This window comes from Pseudomonas sp. Bc-h, assembly GCF_002080045.1.
Lineage (GTDB): Bacteria > Pseudomonadota > Gammaproteobacteria > Pseudomonadales > Pseudomonadaceae > Aquipseudomonas.
The window spans coordinates 307,664-323,780 of record NZ_MUIN01000005.1 but is presented as its reverse complement, the minus strand read 5'-3'; the positions used below and the strand labels follow the sequence as shown (position 1 = coordinate 323,780).

Annotated in this window: 18 protein-coding genes; 4 read left to right on the top strand and 14 right to left on the bottom strand. The window is 59.8% G+C overall.

The features are described 5' to 3' along the window. The first annotated feature begins 4 nt into the window (after positions 1 to 4). Both murI and BWR59_RS10335 read left to right on the top strand, forming a co-directional pair. On the top strand, positions 5 to 805 hold the full coding sequence (gene murI / locus BWR59_RS10340) for a glutamate racemase (RefSeq protein WP_081565540.1): 801 nt from the start codon (positions 5 to 7) through the stop codon (positions 803 to 805). Between the two features lie 114 nt (positions 806 to 919). Then, entirely contained in the window at positions 920 to 1,438 is a 519-nt protein-coding gene (locus tag BWR59_RS10335; RefSeq protein WP_081565539.1) for an acyloxyacyl hydrolase, read from the top strand. Between the two features lie 107 nt (positions 1,439 to 1,545). Here BWR59_RS10335 and BWR59_RS10330 read toward each other — a convergent pair whose 3' ends face one another. From BWR59_RS10330 to BWR59_RS10275, 12 genes are all read right to left on the bottom strand, one after another. Continuing rightward, positions 1,546 to 1,854, bottom strand: a complete 309-nt coding sequence (locus tag BWR59_RS10330) for a YkgJ family cysteine cluster protein (protein WP_081565538.1) — start codon at positions 1,852 to 1,854, stop codon at positions 1,546 to 1,548. A gap of 58 nt (positions 1,855 to 1,912) precedes the next feature. After that, positions 1,913 to 2,428: a DUF2878 domain-containing protein gene (locus BWR59_RS10325; RefSeq protein ID WP_081565537.1), complete on the bottom strand. Its 516-nt coding sequence runs from the start codon at positions 2,426 to 2,428 to the stop codon at positions 1,913 to 1,915. Then, a complete protein-coding gene (locus BWR59_RS10320; RefSeq protein ID WP_081565536.1) occupies positions 2,421 to 3,683 on the bottom strand; it encodes a cyclopropane-fatty-acyl-phospholipid synthase family protein in 1,263 nt (420 codons plus the stop codon). The genes BWR59_RS10325 and BWR59_RS10320 overlap by 8 nt, the downstream gene beginning before the upstream one ends. Next, entirely contained in the window at positions 3,670 to 4,470 is an 801-nt protein-coding gene (locus BWR59_RS10315) for a DUF1365 domain-containing protein (protein ID WP_081565535.1), read from the bottom strand. The genes BWR59_RS10320 and BWR59_RS10315 overlap by 14 nt, the downstream gene beginning before the upstream one ends. Then, positions 4,467 to 5,714: an FAD-dependent oxidoreductase gene (locus tag BWR59_RS10310; RefSeq protein ID WP_081565534.1), complete on the bottom strand. Its 1,248-nt coding sequence runs from the start codon at positions 5,712 to 5,714 to the stop codon at positions 4,467 to 4,469. Before BWR59_RS10310 ends, BWR59_RS10315 begins: the two co-directional genes overlap by 4 nt. Next, positions 5,711 to 6,487 (bottom strand): SDR family NAD(P)-dependent oxidoreductase, encoded by a 777-nt coding sequence (locus BWR59_RS10305; protein ID WP_081565533.1) that lies wholly within the window; start codon positions 6,485 to 6,487, stop codon positions 5,711 to 5,713. The genes BWR59_RS10310 and BWR59_RS10305 overlap by 4 nt, the downstream gene beginning before the upstream one ends. Next, positions 6,484 to 6,909 (bottom strand): nuclear transport factor 2 family protein, encoded by a 426-nt coding sequence (locus tag BWR59_RS10300; RefSeq protein ID WP_081565532.1) that lies wholly within the window; start codon positions 6,907 to 6,909, stop codon positions 6,484 to 6,486. The genes BWR59_RS10305 and BWR59_RS10300 overlap by 4 nt, the downstream gene beginning before the upstream one ends. Then, entirely contained in the window at positions 6,902 to 8,347 is a 1,446-nt protein-coding gene (gene phrB, locus BWR59_RS10295) for a deoxyribodipyrimidine photo-lyase (RefSeq protein ID WP_081565531.1), read from the bottom strand. Before phrB ends, BWR59_RS10300 begins: the two co-directional genes overlap by 8 nt. Positions 8,348 to 8,356: 9 nt before the next feature. Then, positions 8,357 to 9,298, bottom strand: coding sequence for a MerR family transcriptional regulator (locus tag BWR59_RS10290; RefSeq protein WP_081565530.1), 942 nt, complete (start codon positions 9,296 to 9,298; stop codon positions 8,357 to 8,359). A 3-nt stretch (positions 9,299 to 9,301) separates the two neighbouring features. Then, the gene (locus BWR59_RS10285) at positions 9,302 to 10,276 is read right to left on the bottom strand and encodes a DUF523 and DUF1722 domain-containing protein (protein WP_081565593.1); all 975 of its coding nucleotides are present in this window, start codon (positions 10,274 to 10,276) and stop codon (positions 9,302 to 9,304) included. A gap of 227 nt (positions 10,277 to 10,503) precedes the next feature. Continuing rightward, the gene (locus tag BWR59_RS10280) at positions 10,504 to 10,719 is read right to left on the bottom strand and encodes a TIGR02450 family Trp-rich protein (protein WP_081565529.1); all 216 of its coding nucleotides are present in this window, start codon (positions 10,717 to 10,719) and stop codon (positions 10,504 to 10,506) included. Continuing rightward, positions 10,716 to 11,702 carry an NAD(P)/FAD-dependent oxidoreductase gene (locus BWR59_RS10275; RefSeq protein WP_081565528.1) on the bottom strand — a complete coding sequence of 329 codons (987 nt, stop codon included), beginning with the start codon at positions 11,700 to 11,702 and terminating at the stop codon, positions 10,716 to 10,718. Before BWR59_RS10275 ends, BWR59_RS10280 begins: the two co-directional genes overlap by 4 nt. A 301-nt stretch (positions 11,703 to 12,003) precedes the next feature. Between BWR59_RS10275 and BWR59_RS10270 the strand changes: the two genes are divergently transcribed. Both BWR59_RS10270 and hemH read left to right on the top strand, forming a co-directional pair. Beyond that, positions 12,004 to 12,906: a TIGR01777 family oxidoreductase gene (locus tag BWR59_RS10270; protein ID WP_081565527.1), complete on the top strand. Its 903-nt coding sequence runs from the start codon at positions 12,004 to 12,006 to the stop codon at positions 12,904 to 12,906. A 14-nt stretch (positions 12,907 to 12,920) separates the two neighbouring features. Then, the gene (hemH, locus tag BWR59_RS10265) at positions 12,921 to 13,949 is read left to right on the top strand and encodes a ferrochelatase (protein ID WP_081565526.1); all 1,029 of its coding nucleotides are present in this window, start codon (positions 12,921 to 12,923) and stop codon (positions 13,947 to 13,949) included. A gap of 114 nt (positions 13,950 to 14,063) precedes the next feature. Here hemH and BWR59_RS10260 read toward each other — a convergent pair whose 3' ends face one another. Beyond that, positions 14,064 to 15,344, bottom strand: coding sequence for a uracil-xanthine permease family protein (locus tag BWR59_RS10260; protein WP_081565525.1), 1,281 nt, complete (start codon positions 15,342 to 15,344; stop codon positions 14,064 to 14,066). Beyond that, positions 15,344 to 15,982, bottom strand: a complete 639-nt coding sequence (upp, locus tag BWR59_RS10255; RefSeq protein WP_081565524.1) for a uracil phosphoribosyltransferase — start codon at positions 15,980 to 15,982, stop codon at positions 15,344 to 15,346. The genes BWR59_RS10260 and upp overlap by 1 nt, the downstream gene beginning before the upstream one ends. Positions 15,983 to 16,117: the final 135 nt, after the last annotated feature.

Here is a 16,117-nt window from a genome sequence, read left to right as displayed (position 1 = left end):
AAGCATGGCTAGAGACAACGACGCGCCAGTAGGAGTGTTCGATTCCGGGGTCGGCGGATTGTCGGTGCTGGGTGAAATCAGCCAGTTGCTGCCCCGCGAGTCGCTGCTGTACGTGGCCGATTGCGGAAATATTCCCTACGGCGAGAAGACCCCGGAATTCATTCGCCAGCGTTGCGTGACCATCGCCAGATTCTTCCATGAAAGGGGCGCCAAGGCGCTGGTGCTGGCGTGCAACACCGCAACCGTGGCCGGCGTCGCACAAGTGCGTGAGCTTTACCCGGACTGGCCAATCGTCGGCATGGAGCCAGCGGTGAAACCGGCAGCGGCGGCGACGCGAAGCGGCGTGGTGGGCGTGCTGGCAACCACCGGCACCTTGCAGAGCGCAAAATTTGCCGCCTTGCTGGATCGATTCGCCGCAGATGTTCAGGTCATCACCCAGCCGTGTCCGGGCCTGGTGGAATTGATCGAGACAGGTGATCTGGCCAGCCCTGCCATTCGCCAGTTACTTCAGGGTTATCTCGAGCCGCTACTGACGGCAGGCTGCGACACGATCATCCTGGGTTGCACCCACTATCCCTTCCTCAAACCGCTGTTGCGGGAAATGATTCCCGCGTCCATCAGCCTGATCGACACCGGCGCCGCCGTCGCACGCCAGTTACAGCGTTTACTCAGTCAGCGAGACCTGCTCGCAAGCGGCCATCCCCAGGCTGCGCAATTCTGGACCAGCGGCGATCCGGATAATTTCCGAAACATCCTACCGTTACTATGGAAAAAATCTGACAGTGTGCGAAGCTTCGTTCCGTGAAAAAAACGTGAATAGCGCTGCTTTTTGACTGAACTAATGTTCGCCAACAGATTTCTACAGGACGTCTGTTGATATAAAAATTTTCTAACTGCATTCGAAAATGGGAAGTTTCAGATGAAGCGACTGTTTTGTTTGGCTGCGATTGCGGCCGCGTTAACGGGGCAAAGTGCAATCGCGCAGGCGGATGGTGTTGAGTTTTCGGTGGGGCACACCGGCGAATCGACGATGACCTATCGTTTGGGCGCGCAATTTGATTGGGACAAGAGCTGGTGGCAAACCAGTGTTGGTCGCCTGACCGGCTATTGGAGCGGCGCCTACACCTACTGGGAAGGTGACAAGAACTCCAGCAACAACAGCCTCTCGTTTTCTCCGGTATTCGTTTACGAGTTCTCCGGCGAGAGCGTCAAACCTTACATTGAAGCCGGTATCGGTGCTGCTGTATTCCAGCGCACGGAAGTCGAAGGCAACAAACTGGGCAGTGCGTTCCAGTTCGAAGACCGTCTGGGCTTCGGTCTGCGCTTCGCCGGTGGTCATGAAGTCGGCTTGCGTGCCACTCACTACTCCAACGGTGGCCTGACCAGCACCAACGACGGTATCGAAAGCTACGCGATTCATTACACGATGCCGTTCTAAGCGATCATTCGCTGTCAGCATCTGTAGCAGTCCGGCTTGCCGGCGGTGGCAATCAGGAGAATGCCATCGCCGGCAAGCCGGGCTGCTACAGCGCGGCGTGTCAGTCTCTACAAATACGCCGTCGCAATCCCTTCCCGCTCGGTAATGCATTCCGGCGCACCCATCTCGAATTCTCTGCAGATCAATGGCCGCCTGTCGTAGATCGTGCACATCATCGTGTCGCGATCCAGCGCAGCGCACCAGCCATCGTCCAGGCGCAACATCACCTCGCCGCCCCAATCGTCGGTATCGATAAAACGCTCAGGCACACCGGTGTCGGTGATCAGCATCACTTCAAGCTGGCAGCAGCAGGCCGCGCAGGTCGAACAGGTGACGGCAGGTTCTGCGGGAAGTTGGAGCAGGGGGATGACAGTCATGGGCCGCAGTGTAAAGCAGTGAGGGAGCCGCGGGTGGGCGGTCTGACGGACGCCGCCTTCATGCTGAAACTTCGCCACTGTGTGCTTCGCGGAAATAGACCGCCAGCCAGTGCAGCAGCGGAAATACAACAGCCCAGATCGCCGCGAGAATCAGCGCGCTAGGCCAGACGCCGAGCGGCAACTGGACGTACGTCAGATGAGACCCCGCGATATAGGACGCCGGTCCACCGACAGCCCCAAGCACGCTGGCCAGCCACCACGGCCTGGCGGACCACGCCAGGCAATGGCCCAAGGTGGTGGCGAGCAACGGCCACAGCAGCGCCAGCCACAAGGGAACGACGCGTCCGACCTCACCGAAATCGAACACGCCGAGTTTGATCAGTGCGCTGTCGATGACGCACCCGAGGGCAAATACTGTCATCAATAGCTTGCCTTCGGCCTGCCATGAGCCAATCCAGCGCAGGTGTACGAAAAAAATCACCGGGGCGATCAGCAACCAACCGCTGTTGCCACCCAAGACGCAGGTGAACCAGCCGACCTGAAACAACACGGCGTTGACGAGCTTTTTAAGCATCGAACCGACCCAGCAATGGCTGCGGGATGGCCTTGGGTTTAGCCAGCAGCAACTGCGCGGTGCCGATTGTGCGCTCCAGAAATCCGCCCTCGCAGTAGCACAGGTAGAACTCCCAGAGACGCAGGAAATAATCGTCATAGCCGAGTTCCGTGAGGTAACCGGTGGCATGGCGGAAGTTGTCGTGCCACAGGCGCAGGGTCTTCGCGTAATGCAGCCCGAAGTCCTCCATATGCAGCAGGTTCATGTCGGTGTCGGCACTGACGATTTCCAGCATTCGGGTAACGGACGGTAATGCGCCGCCCGGAAAGATGTAGCGCTGAATGAAATCGACGCTGCGCCGGGCCTGTTCATAGCGCTGCTCGCGGATGGTGATGGCTTGCAGCAGCATCAGGCCGTTGTCCTTGAGCAACTGCGTGCACTGTTTGAAGTAAGTCGGCAGGAAACGATGGCCTACGGCTTCGATCATTTCGATGGAGACCAGCTTGTCGTATTGCCCGGACAGGTCACGATAATCGGTGAGCAGCAGCGTGACGCGGTCTTGCAGGCCGAGTTCGGCAATGCGCTTTTCGGTGTAGGCAAACTGCTCTTTGGAAAGGGTCGTGGTCGTGACTTTGCAGCCATAGTGCTGGGCGGCGTAAATCGCCATGCTGCCCCAGCCGGTGCCGATTTCCAGCAAATGGTCGCTGGGTTTGAGCGAGAGCTTCTGGCAGATCCGCTCCAGTTTGTTCAGCTGCGCCTGCTCCAGCGTGTCGTCAGGGCTGAGGAACTGCGCCGCCGAATACATCATGGTCGGGTCGAGAAACTGCTCGAACAGATCGTTGCCCAGGTCGTAGTGAGCGGCGATGTTTTTCTGCGAACCTTCCCGCGTATTGCGATTGAGCCAGTGCAGGCCTTGCACGAAGGGGCGGCCGAGGCGCGCCAGACCACCCTCCAGGGCATCCAGCACATCCAGGTTGCTGACGAACACGCGGATCACCGCCGTCAAGTCCGGGCTGCTCCAGTAACCGTGAATGAACGCTTCGCCCGCACCGATCGAGCCGTTACTGGCGACCAGCCCCCAGACGGCCGCGTCCTGTACGTGGATCTCGCCCAACAGCGCCGAACCTGCCGCGCCGAACACGTGGCGATCATCGCCTTCGTACACCACCAACTGGCTGTGACGCAGATGCGCCAGTTGCCGCAGAACGCCACGTCGCAAGAGGTTGGCGGTGAAATGATTAGTGCTGAATCCGGCTACTGCACTAGGGCTTTTCATGGCGTCGATCCTTGGGTTGAACGGCGGCAATGCGATAAGAGCCTTCGGCTGCCTGATGGGAAAAAATCGGCGTGCGTTTGGCGAAAAGGCGCAGCGCCTGCCAGTAAATAGCCAGGCAGGTCTTGGCGGTCATCCAGGGAAACGTCAGCAGATGACGATGCAATGCAGGGCGGCTCAGTGGCTGGCGTTGCAGGTTGAGGGTGGCGTCGAACACCTTGTGCTCGCCCTGCCAGTCAGCCATGTGCACGCCGAGCCGCTCGCCGGGCTGGCTGAAGCTCATGCGATATTCCAGATCCCTAGGCAGAAACGGCGAGACGTGAAAGGCCTTGGCCACGGCGAAATGTTGATGGCCGTCGGTGTTCGCGGGCAGCACGTAGTGATAGCGCTCGCGCCACGGGGTATTGGTGACTTCACAGACAATTGCAGCCAGTGAGCCGTCCCGCTCGAAGCAATAGAAAAAGCTCGCCGGATTGAACGACAGCCCCCAACTGCGCGCCTGAGTCAGCAGGCACACACGGCCAAGCGGTGCGCGGCCCAGCGACTGGCGGACGATCTCGCGCACGGCACCAATCAACGGAATGCCTCGCCCGGTGTAATCACGCAAGTAATCGCCCTGCCGAAATGAAAACGGCGCCAGACGGCTTGCCCCGGCGAACGGTGACAGTTTCATCACGGCATCCTGCTCGTCGAGGTCCAGATACAGCATGCCAATGCGATAAGTGAACGCGTGGGCTCGGGGTGAAAAGCGCCGATGGCTCACCCAGCCGCTATACAGGGCACTGTTCATAGCGATTCCCCAAAAGCGGATGCCACGCGCAGGGCGCTGACCACACCGTCTTCGTGAAAGCCGTTGGCCCAGTAGGCGCCGCAGTAATAGGTGTGTTGGGCGCCGAATACTTCCTGCCACCGGGCCTGAGCGGCGATGCCTTTCAAGCTGTACTGCGGATGGGCATAGCGATAACGCGCCAGGATCTTGCTCGGGTCGATGGCGGGCGTCTGATTCAGGCTGACGCAGAAGGTCGTGTCACTTTCGATCCCTTGCAGGATGTTCATTGCGTAGGTGACGGCGGCCGACTGATCGCCTGCGCCGCCCAGACGGTAGTTCCAGCTGGCCCATGCCAGCGGGCGTTTGGGTAGCAGGCTGGTGTCGGTATGCAGTACCACGTCGTTGTCGGCGTAGGGGAGGGCACCGAGGATTTCCCGCTCGTTCGCGCTCGGCGTCGCCAGCATCGCCAAGGCCTGATCGCTGTGGCAGGCAAATATCACTTTGTCGAAACGTTCGCTGCCGCTGGTGCTGTGAATCGTCACGCCGTCCTTGTCTCGTTCCACTCGGTGGACCGGGCATTGCAGACGGATCTTGTCGCGAAAAGGGGCAGTCAGTGGCTCGATATAACGGCTGCTGCCGCCTTCGATCACGCACCATTGCGGGCGATTACTGACCGAGAGCAGGCCGTGGTTCTTGAAGAAACGCACGAAGAATTGCAGCGGAAAGCTCAGCATGTCGGCCAACGACATCGACCAGATCGCCGCGCCCATGGGCACGATGTAGTGCTCAGTGAAGCGCCGACCGTAACCTTCGGCTTTCAGATAGGCGCCGAGGGTAGTGTCAGCGGCAATTCGCTGGCTTTGCAGGTCGAGCAGTGCCTGTTTGTTGAAACGCAGAATGTCCCGCAGCATTCCCCAGAAGGTTGGCGACAGCAGGTTGCTGCGCTGGGCGAACAAGCTGTTGAGATTGTTGCCGTTGTATTCGGTGCGGCTGTGCGGGTCGCACACCGAAAAGCTCATTTCAGTGGGTTTGAAGGCGACGCCGAGCTGGCCCAGCAGCTTGATGAAATTGGGGTAGGTCCAGTCGTTGAAGACAATGAAGCCGGTGTCGATCGCGTGCGGCTTGCCATTCACCGAGACGCTGACGGTGTGGGTATGCCCGCCAATCCAGCTGTCGGCTTCGAAAACCGTGATGTCATGTGCGCGGTTGAGCAGCCAGGCGCTGGTCAGGCCGGAAATGCCGCTGCCGACGATGGCGATCTTCATTGCACGCCCTCATTCTGGCTGGCGGAGCGGACCATGCGTTTGCCCAGCGCAAGCTGCACGCGCTCAGGCAGCAGGGCGATGAATTTCAGCGTCAGGATGAAGGGCAGCGGGAAAGCGATTTCCAGCGGTCGACGTGCTCTCTCCAGGCGTTTGGCGATGTAAGCGCCGGCTTTCGGGGCAGGCCAGCGCATTGGCATCGCAAAGTCGTTCTTCGCCGTCAGCGGCGTGTCCACAAAGCCCGGGCTGACGATCGTGACATCGATACCTTCTTGAGCAAGATCGATGCGCAGCGACTGAAACAGGTAACGCAGGCCGGCTTTAGAGGCCCCATACGCCTCAGAGCGTGTCAGCGGCAGAAAGGCCACCGAGCTGGCGACCCCCACCAGATGCGGGCGCTGACCCAGGCGCAACAGGGTCAAGGCTTCCTGCACGCAATAAGAGGTGGCGATCAGGTTGGTGTTCACCACGCGCTCGACCAGTCGCGCGTCAAACTGCCGAGCGTCGATGTATTCGCAGGTGCCCGCATTGAGAATTGCCGTGTCCACCGCCCCCCACGCTTGCGCAATGCGCTCACCGATGGCCGTCACCTGCTCAAGGTCGGTCACGTCGCCGGGGGCCAATAGCACCTGATGGGGGAAGCGCTGCTCCAAGGCTTCGAGAGGTGGAAGGCTACGGGCCGTCAATGCGACCTGGTGACCAGCCTTCAACAGCTCTTCTGCCAGTGCCAGACCGATTCCGCTGCTGGCGCCGGTCAGCCAGATACGCCGCTTCATGCCAGTCGCCTTTTGAGCCAGCCAATCATTCGGCCCATCACGGGCAAGTGTTCGTACAGTAGAGCGCCGGCGTCGAAGAAGTCGCGATGCTGGAACACCTTGTGCTCGGTCCACAGCAGATGCGAGCAGCCTTGCACCGCAATCGGCTCGCCCTGATTCAAGCGCGGGTGGCGGTAGGTCATGGTCCAGCGCAGATAGCCCTTGCCTTCGCGCACCTGGTCGAAGGCGTGAAACTCAAATTGCAGGTCCGACACGTTGGCGTAGAGATCCGCAAAATATTTGCGCAGATCGTGCAGACCGTGGACTTCATGTAGCGGGTCGGCGAAGGCGATGTCCTCGCTGTACAGCTCACCCAGCAAATGCAGGTTGTCTTTGTCGAGTTCGGCGAAACGCCGGGCATAGTCGCGCAGGAATTCACTCATGGTCTTGAGTCTCTGCTTGTCGATGAGGCAGGGATTTGAAGGCGGTCAGCGCCCGTTCGCGGCTGGACTTCAGATCGACGATGGGCGCCGGGTAACCCTCGACCCCGAACAGGCCGCCAAGGGCTGACGGGTTATGGATATCGCGCTTGTTCAAGCTGGCGAGTTCCGGAATCCAGGCCTTGATGAAGCGTCCTTCGGGATCGAAACGTTCGGACTGGCTCAACGGATTGAAGATCCGGAAGTAGGGCGACGAGTCGGTTCCGGTAGAGGAACTCCACTGCCAGCCGCCGTTGTTTGCGGCCAGATCGCCGTCGATCAGATGCTGCATGAAAAAGCGTTCGCCTTCGCGCCAGTCGAGCAGCAGATTCTTGGTCAGGAACATCGCCACGACCATGCGCAGGCGGTTGTGCATCCAGCCGGTTTCCAGCAGCTGACGCATGGCGGCGTCGACAATCGGCAAACCTGTGCGGCCTTTTTGCCAGGCTTCCAGCTCCTTGGGTGCGTGCCGCCATTTCAGCGCTTCAGTTTCCGGGCGGAACGCGCGATGACGAGAAACCCGGGGGAAGCCCACCAGCACGTGCTTGTAGAACTCGCGCCACAACAATTCGTTGATCCAGGTGACTGAGCCCGCGTTTCCGGTTTCGAACTCGCCGTTATTGCTGCGCAGCGCGGCGTGCAGGCACTGGCGCGGGGATATCACCCCGGCGGCGAGGTAGGCCGAAAGCTGGCTGGTGCCGGGTTTGGCCGGGAAGTCCCGTTCGTCCAGGTAGTAATGCACTTGCTCGTCGGTGAAGGCTTCCAGGCGACGACGCGCCTCGTCTTCACCGGCCGGCCAGAGTTTGCGCAGCGCATCGGACGGGGTGGCGAATCCCCTGACCTGTTCAGGCACATCGTCGCTCTTGATGTGCAGCGCCGATTGCTTCTTTGGCAGGCGAACCAATGCCGGCACCGAGTAATGCAGGCGGCCGTAACAGACCTTGCGGAACTGCGTGAACACCTTGAAATAACTGCCGCTCTTGGTCAGTACGCTGCCCGGCTTGAAAAACAGCTGATCGAGGTGGCTGCGAAACGCGATGCCCTGTTTTTCCAGTGCTGACTGCACATCACGGTCGCGGCGAGTCTCGTTGACGCCGTACTCCTCGTTTACATGAACCTGCTCGATACCGTGTTCCTTGCACAGGTCGAGCAACGCATTGGACGCCTTGTCCCATGTGTTGGCGTGGACGATCAACAGCGGCACATTCAGGGCGCTCAATTCGGCTTTCAGCGCCGACAGGTTGCGCAGCCAGAAGTCGACCTTGCACGGCGCATCGTCATGGCTCTGCCACTGCGCGGGGCTGATCATGTACACCGCCAGCGTCTGGCCCTGCTCCATGGCAGCGCTCAACGCGGTGTTGTCGTGTACGCGCAGATCGCTGCGCAGCCAAATCAGTTGCATGTTCATTCCTTAGATGAGACCCAGGCGTTGCAGCTCGGCGTGGGCAGTCAAAGGGTCTTCGGCGAGCGTGAGTTCGGCGACCTCACTGACAGATACGGATAACTCGGCCGAATGGATGCGCACGGTCGGACCAATAATCAGCTTCGGGCAGTCGATGTTGTTCAGCAGGCGCGGTAACTGGCTCAGATTCAGCGATTTGCTGGAGTACAACAGCACCGCGCGGGGCTCGAGGTATTCGCAGGCCAGCGACAACTCGCCAACCGGCAGCGGCCAGTCGAAGACCTCCACCGGACAGTCGGCGCTGCTTACCAGCCAGGCGGTCAGCCATAGATGGGGTTCGAGCGGCACGTCGGACTGGTTGATCAGCAATAGCGGGGCACCACTGACCTGACGGTTGTTGTGGTAAAGCCGGGCGCCGAACTTGCTGCGCAGCCAGGAATAAAAGAAAACCCGCTCCAGCTGGGCGCCGAACTGGCCCTGCCAACGCTGTTCAAGGGCGGCAAGCAACGGCATCAACAACTGCTCGCACAGGGTACGCGGCGGATACAGCGACATTGCCTGGTTGAGCGTGTCGTCCAGTCGCCGCTCGGCCAAGGTCGTGATGGCCTCCAGCAGATTCTGTCGCAGGCGATCCCAGTCGTTTTCCACGCTGGGCGGCGGTGTTTGCTGATCATCGATCAGTTGTTTGACCTGGCTTACCGATACCCCGCGATTGAGCCAGGTGAGGATCGTCAGCACGCGATCAACATGGGCGGTGCTGTACAAGCGATGCCCCTTGGGTGTGCGATGGGGCACGATCAGGCCGTAACGGCGCTCCCAGGCACGCAGGGTCACGGCGTTGACGCCGGTCAGGCGGGCAACTTCGCGAATCGGCAGCCAGCCTTCTTCAAGCGCTTCGGCGTAGGCCTGCGGATCGTCGTCGACGGCATCGGAAATTATGGTTTTTTTCATGGTTTAGATCGCGTTGCGCAGGCTGAGGTTTTCCGGGTGCGGTTGCAGGTAAACCTGTAGCGCGATGTAAGGATCCGGGTGTTGGCGAAAGTGATGCTTGAGCAGGGTCAGCGGCACCACCAGCGGCACGATGCCTTGGTGGTACTGGCCGATGACGGTCTGGATTTCCTGTTTGTCGGAGGCGCTGATGGTCTCGCGCAAATAGCCGCACAGATGCTGCAGAACGTTGGTGTGGGTGCGACGGGTCGCCGGTTTTTTCAGGGCGCTCATCAGCTCGCTGAAGTAGCGCGGCGCAATCTCTGCCGGGTCGCTGCGGCCCATGTTGCCCAGCAGATTGCCCAGCGCCTTGTACTGGATCGGGTCATTGGCCATCAGCTGATATTTGTAGCGCGAGTGAAATTCGGTGAGCGAACGACGGGTGATACCGCTCTTGAGCAGTTGCTGCCAGGCGGCGTAGGCAAACACGCGAGTAATGAAGTTTTCCCGCAACACCGGATCGTTCAATCGGCCGTCCTCCTCCACGGGCAGGTCGGGGTGTTTTGCACAGAACGCCTGGGCATAGATGCCACGACCGCCCTCGTCGAACGGGGCGCCGTTATCGCGATAGACCTTTACCCGCTCCAGGCCGCAGGATGGCGATTTCTGCATGAAGATGTAGCCACAGATGTCATCCATTACCCGGGCCATGTGCTCGCCGTATTCGGCCAGTGGCTGGGTGACGTTCATGTCGCCATGGACCGTGCCCACGGCCTGAGGATGCGCCGGATCGCCCACCAGACGAATGGCCTCACGTGGAATGCCCATTCCGATGGCGACTTCAGGGCAGGCAGGCACGAAGTCGAAATGCTCGTTGAGCGCACGCGTCAGCAGATGCGATTCCTTGTGCCCGCCGTTGTAGCGAACCTCAACCCCCATCAGGCAGGCGCTGACGCCCAGCTTGGGTTTTGGTGTGTGTTCCGGCGACTGCTCCGGTGGCATAGGCATGGCAAACCTCGATCAACAACTTGTACAGACTCGAATATCTGTACAACATTTGTTCATCATAGGTTTGAAGTTGTACAAGTCAAATTGTTTGTACAAGGTTTGAGGCGGGAGCTGGGTTCCTGAGTGTCTGTAGTAGTCCGGATTGTCGGTGGTGGCGGCAGTGAGATCGCTACCGCCGGCAAGCCGGACTGCTACCGGGGATCAGCGGAAGGGCAGACGAACTATTTCCAGCCCATCCGCCAAGTCTGCTCATCCTGCAGCGTGTGCCAGGCCATACGTTCGCTGCGCTTGGTGAGGATCGCCTGCAATTCGATTTCCAGCACGGTGCCTTCTTCGTCGCAGAACAGCTCGGTGACAAGAAAGTGTTTTTCGCGATTCAGGGGATGGGCTGCTGTCCATTTCGACAGCAGCAATTTGCGCGGATTGAGACGATTCATTTCAGGTGTTCAAGCAAGCGGCGTGCTGCCTCCTGGCCGCTGAGCCATGCGCCCTCGACACGGCCCGACAGGCACCAGTCGCCACAGACGTACAAGCCCAGGTCCGGATCCGACAACGCCCCGACTTCACGTCCTCCGGCCGGTCGAGCGTAGAGCCAGCGGTGGGCGAGGGTGAAGGCTGGCGCTGGCATCGCGCAGTTGATCAGTTCGGCAAAAGCGCCGTGCAGATGATCGATGACCTGTTCTTTGGGCATGTCCAGATGCTGACGGCTCCAAGCGCTGGTCGCGTGCAGAATCCAGGTGTCCATCTTGTCGTCGCGCCCGGGCTTGCTGCGGTTGCGCGCCAGCCAGTCAATAGGACTGTCCTGCACGAAACAGCCTTCCAGCGGCGTGTCCAGCGGTGTGTCAAAGGCCAGTGCGACGGCCCAGGTCGGCTCCATCTTCACGCCTGCCACAACGCTCGCCAGCTTGGGTGCAGCAGCCAACAGGGTGGTCGCCTGAGGGGCGGGAATGGCTATCACCACCTGACTGAACGGGCCATGACTGCGGCCATCGGCGTCCAGCAGATTCCAGTGTTCCTCGCCATGAAAGACTTCGGTGATACGGCAAGAGAAAGTGACCGGCATGTCGCCGAGCATCGCGCGGGTGATCGCGCTCATGCGCGGCTTGCCGACCCAGCGAACCTGCTCGTCGGGTGACAGGCTCAGTTGGCCGCCGTGGAAGTTGTAGAGCAGGGGCGTCCATTCGGCGACGTGGCCTTCGGCCTGCCATTGCTGAACGGCCGTAGCGAAACGACGGTCGCGGGCAGTGAAATACTGCGCGCCCATGTCCAGTGCTCCCGCATCGCTGCGTTTGCTGGACATCCGTCCGCCACTCCCTCGGCTCTTGTCGAAAAGGTGAATGCCATGCCCGGCGGCTTGTAATGCGCGGGCAGCAGAGAGTCCGGCGATACCGGTACCGATGATTGCGATAGGTACAGTCATAGGGGCCTCGTTACCTTGTCTGCACAGACTACGCCGTAGTTAAAACCTGTACAATGCTGTTTTTCGGTATAACTTATCGTCCCTCGACGCGTAGGACGCTGACCTTTCTCAAGGCTCATTCTTGAGTCTGACGCTTCACTGAAATCGTTCAACTGTTCGAACGGATCAATCGAACGGACGGGTGAAGAACCGTTCTCTATAGCGTGGCCTATGGTTCAACTATTCGCTTCGTTCACAAGCACATTGTTTGTGAAGAAATAGACTACCGATTTGCTATGAACGCCACGCGAGGAACTCAGTCATGCACATATTGCTGACCGGCGGTACAGGTTTGATAGGTCGCCGCCTGTGTCGACACTGGCTCGATCAAGGCCATCAACTGTCCGTATGGAGTCGCAAGCCCGACCAGGTGACGCGTCTGTGCGGCGCCGGGGTTCGCGGCATCGCCCATCCCGACGACATCGGCAGCCAGTATGTCGATGCCGTGATCAACCTGGCGGGTGCTCCCATCGCCGATCGCCCCTGGACCCGCAAACGCAAGATGTTGTTGTGGGACAGCCGCATCACCCTGACCGAACAACTCATCACCTGGCTCGAACGCCGAGAGCAGAAACCCGACGTGCTGATATCCGGCTCCGCTGTTGGGTGGTATGGCGACGGCGGCGAACGGGAACTCGACGAGGAGTCGGCGCCGGTGAGTGAAGATTTCGCCAGTCAGTTATGCATCGCCTGGGAAGAGACTGCGCAGAGAGCAGAGGCGTTCGGGATTCGCGTGGTGTTGCTGCGCACAGGTTTGGTCCTGGCCAACGAAGGCGGCATGATGCAGCGGCTGTTGCCGCCGTTCAAACTGGGCATGGGCGGGCCGATCGGCAATGGGCGCCAGTGGATGCCGTGGGTCCATATAGAGGACCAAATCGCCGCGATTGATTTTCTGTTGAACCGGGAAGACGCCCAAGGTCCTTATAATGCCTGCGCGCCATCACCGGTTCGTAACCGCGATTTCGCCAAAACCCTGGCCGCGCTCCTGCATCGCCCGGCATTCATGCCGATGCCCGCTGTCGCTTTACGGCTGCTGCTGGGCGAGTTGTCGATATTGCTGCTGGGCGGCCAGCGCGCTCGCCCGAACCGACTGCAGGCTGCCGGTTTCACTTTCCGATTCACCGATCTGCACGCGGCCCTGGAAAATCTTTTGGGCCGCCACTGACATCAAGGTGTTGCATGACCGATCACGCGTTGCTGCTGGTTAACCTGGGTTCGCCAGCCTCCACCGAAGTTGCGGACGTTCGCCGCTACCTCAATCAGTTCTTGATGGACCCTTACGTGATCGATCTGCCATGGCCGATCCGTCGGCTGTTGGTGTCGCTGATCCTGATCAAGCGGCCCGAGCAATCGGCCCATGCTTACGCTTCTATCTGGTGGGATGAGGGTTCGCCGCTGGTGGTGTTGAGCAAACGCCTGCAACAGGCCATGACCCATGAGTGGACGCAGGGCCCGGTGGAACTGGCAATGCGTTACGGCGAGCCGTCGATTGAAACAGTGCTCACGCGCCTATCGGCCCAAGGCATCAAGCAAGTCACGCTGGCCCCTCTTTATCCACAGTTCGCCGACAGCACGGTGACTACGGTCATCGAAGAAGCGAAACGTGTCATTCGTGACAAGCATTTGAAATTCGAACTGGCGCTACTGCCGCCGTTCTTCAATCAGCCGGAATATCTGGACGCCTTGGTGGAAAGCGTCAGGCCGCATCTTATTCAGGATCATGACCATCTGCTGCTGAGTTTTCACGGGCTGCCCGAACGGCACATCACCAAACTTGATCCGACCGGAAGTCATTGCTTCAAGGACGGCGCTTGCTGTGCAGAAGCCTCGCCGGAAGTCCTCGCCGTCTGCTATCGCGCGCAATGCATGCGATCATCCGCAGAATTTGCCAAGCGTATGGGGATTCCCGATGGCAAGTGGTCGGTGTCGTTCCAGTCGCGGCTGGGGCGTAACAAATGGATCGAGCCGTACACCGAGGCGCATCTGGCAGAGTTGGCAGGGCAGGGCGTGAAGAAGTTGCTGGTGATGTGCCCGGCGTTCGTGGCCGACTGCATCGAGACGCTGGAAGAGATTGGCGATCGTGGGGCGGAGCAGTTCAAGGAGGCGGGCGGGGAGGAGCTTGTGCTGATTCCTTGTCTCAATGACGATCCGAACTGGGCGAAGGCGTTGAATGTTTTGTGTGAGCGGGCGCCAGGGATGGTCGTCTAGGCTCCAGGCACCTGCAGGTGTGCGCTTGCCCGCTATGGCGTTGTGTCAGGCACCGTTGAAGTCGGGTGCCGACGCTGTCGCGGGCAAGCGCGCTCCTACAAAGCGCTGTTGCAACTAAGGCAACTGATCATCCAGATGCTTGTTCTTCCACGCGTCATTACCCGGCAGAATCAGGTTCAGCAGAATCGCAGTCACGGCACACAGCGCGATGCCCTTCATGCCGAAATCGTCCGGGCCATTACCCGTACCGATCAACACCCCGCCAATACCGAACACCAGGGTTACCGAAACAATCACCAGATTGCGCGCTTCAGCCAGATCGACCTTGTGGCGAATCAGCGTATTCATCCCCACCGCGGCAATAGAGCCAAACAGCAGGCACAGAATCCCGCCCATCACAGGCACCGGAATACTCTGCAGCAGTGCGCCGAACTTGCCGATGAACGCCAGAGTGATCGCAAAAATCGCAGCCCAGGTCATGATCTTCGGGTTGTAGTTCTTGGTCAGCATCACCGCACCCGTCACTTCCGCGTAGGTAGTGTTGGGCGGGCCACCGAAGGCGCCAGCCACAGTGGTCGCGATGCCATCGCCGAGCAGAGTGCGATGCAGGCCTGGCTTCTTCAAGTAGTCACGGCCGGTCACGCTGCCCACCGCGATCACGCCACCGATATGCTCGATGGCGGGTGCCAGGGCGACGGGCACAATGAACAGGATCGCCTGCCAGTTGAACTCAGGCGCGGTGAAGTGCGGAATATCCAGCCAGGGTGCCGCAGCGATCTTGGCAACGTCCACCACCCCGAAATAGAACGAGAGCGCAAAACCCACCAGTACACCGGAGATGATCGGCACCAGGCGGAAGATGCCCTTACCGAACACAGCCACGATCAGTGTGGTCAGCAGTGCAGCCATCGAGATGATGATTGCCGTGTGGTACGGAATTAGCTCGGCGGCGCCATCGCCGGTACGGCCCATGGCCATGTTGGCGGCAATGGGTGCCATCGCCAGACCAATCGAAATGATCACCGGACCAATGACAACTGGCGGCAGCAGGCGATCGATGAACCCCGTGCCTTTGATCTTCACAGCCAGACCGAGGAAGGTGTAGACGAAGCCCGCCGCCATCACGCCGCCCATCGTCGCGGCCAGGCCGAACTGGCCTTTGGCGAGAATGATCGGGGTGATGAATGCAAAACTGGATGCCAGGAAAACCGGCACCTGACGGCCTGTCACCACTTGGAAGCACAAGGTGCCCAAGCCCGCCGTAAACAGCGCGACGTTGGGGTCGAGGCCGGTAATCAGCGGCATCAGCACCAGGGCGCCAAATGCCACGAACAGCATCTGAGCGCCCGACAGCACGGTGCGCCACAGCGGATCGTTGAACTCATCCGGCTTCATCAGGCGTCCTTTTGTTTGGTGCCGAAAATCTTGTCACCGGCATCGCCCAGGCCCGGAATGATGTAGCCATGTTCGTTCAGGCGCTGATCGATTGACGCGGTGTAGATGTTCACGTCCGGATGCGCTTTCTCGACGATGGCGATGCCTTCCGGCGCGGCCACCAGGACCATGGCGCGGATATCGCGGCAGCCGGCTTTTTTCAGCAGATCGATGGTGGCGACCATAGAGCCGCCCGTGGCCAGCATCGGGTCGATGATCAACGCCAGGCGCTGGTCGATCTCAGGCGCGAGCTTTTCCAGATAGGTGTGCGCTTCAAGGGTTTCTTCGTTGCGCGCAACGCCCACGGCACTCACCTTGGCGCCCGGAATCAGGCTGAGCACGCCTTCGAGCATGCCAATGCCGGCGCGCAGGATCGGGACCACGGTAATCTTCTTGCCTGCAATCTTCTCGACCTGAACGGTCCCGGCCCAACCCTGAATGTCATAGGTTTCCAGTGGCAGGTCCTTGGTCGCTTCGTAGGTCAGCAGCGCACCGACTTCTTGAGCCAGTTCACGAAAGTTCTTGGTGCTGATATCGGCTCGGCGCATGAGACCGAGTTTGTGACGGATCAGCGGATGGCGGATCTCACGAATGGGCATAAGGGGACGGCTCCAGCGGGCGGGCAAAAAAAACGGCTTAGATTAATCTATTCAGCTGTAACTTGTCTTACCGGTTAGGATCGTGTTTCTTACATTAATGGGACGCCCGTGCAACGTTAGTCCAGAAACACTTGC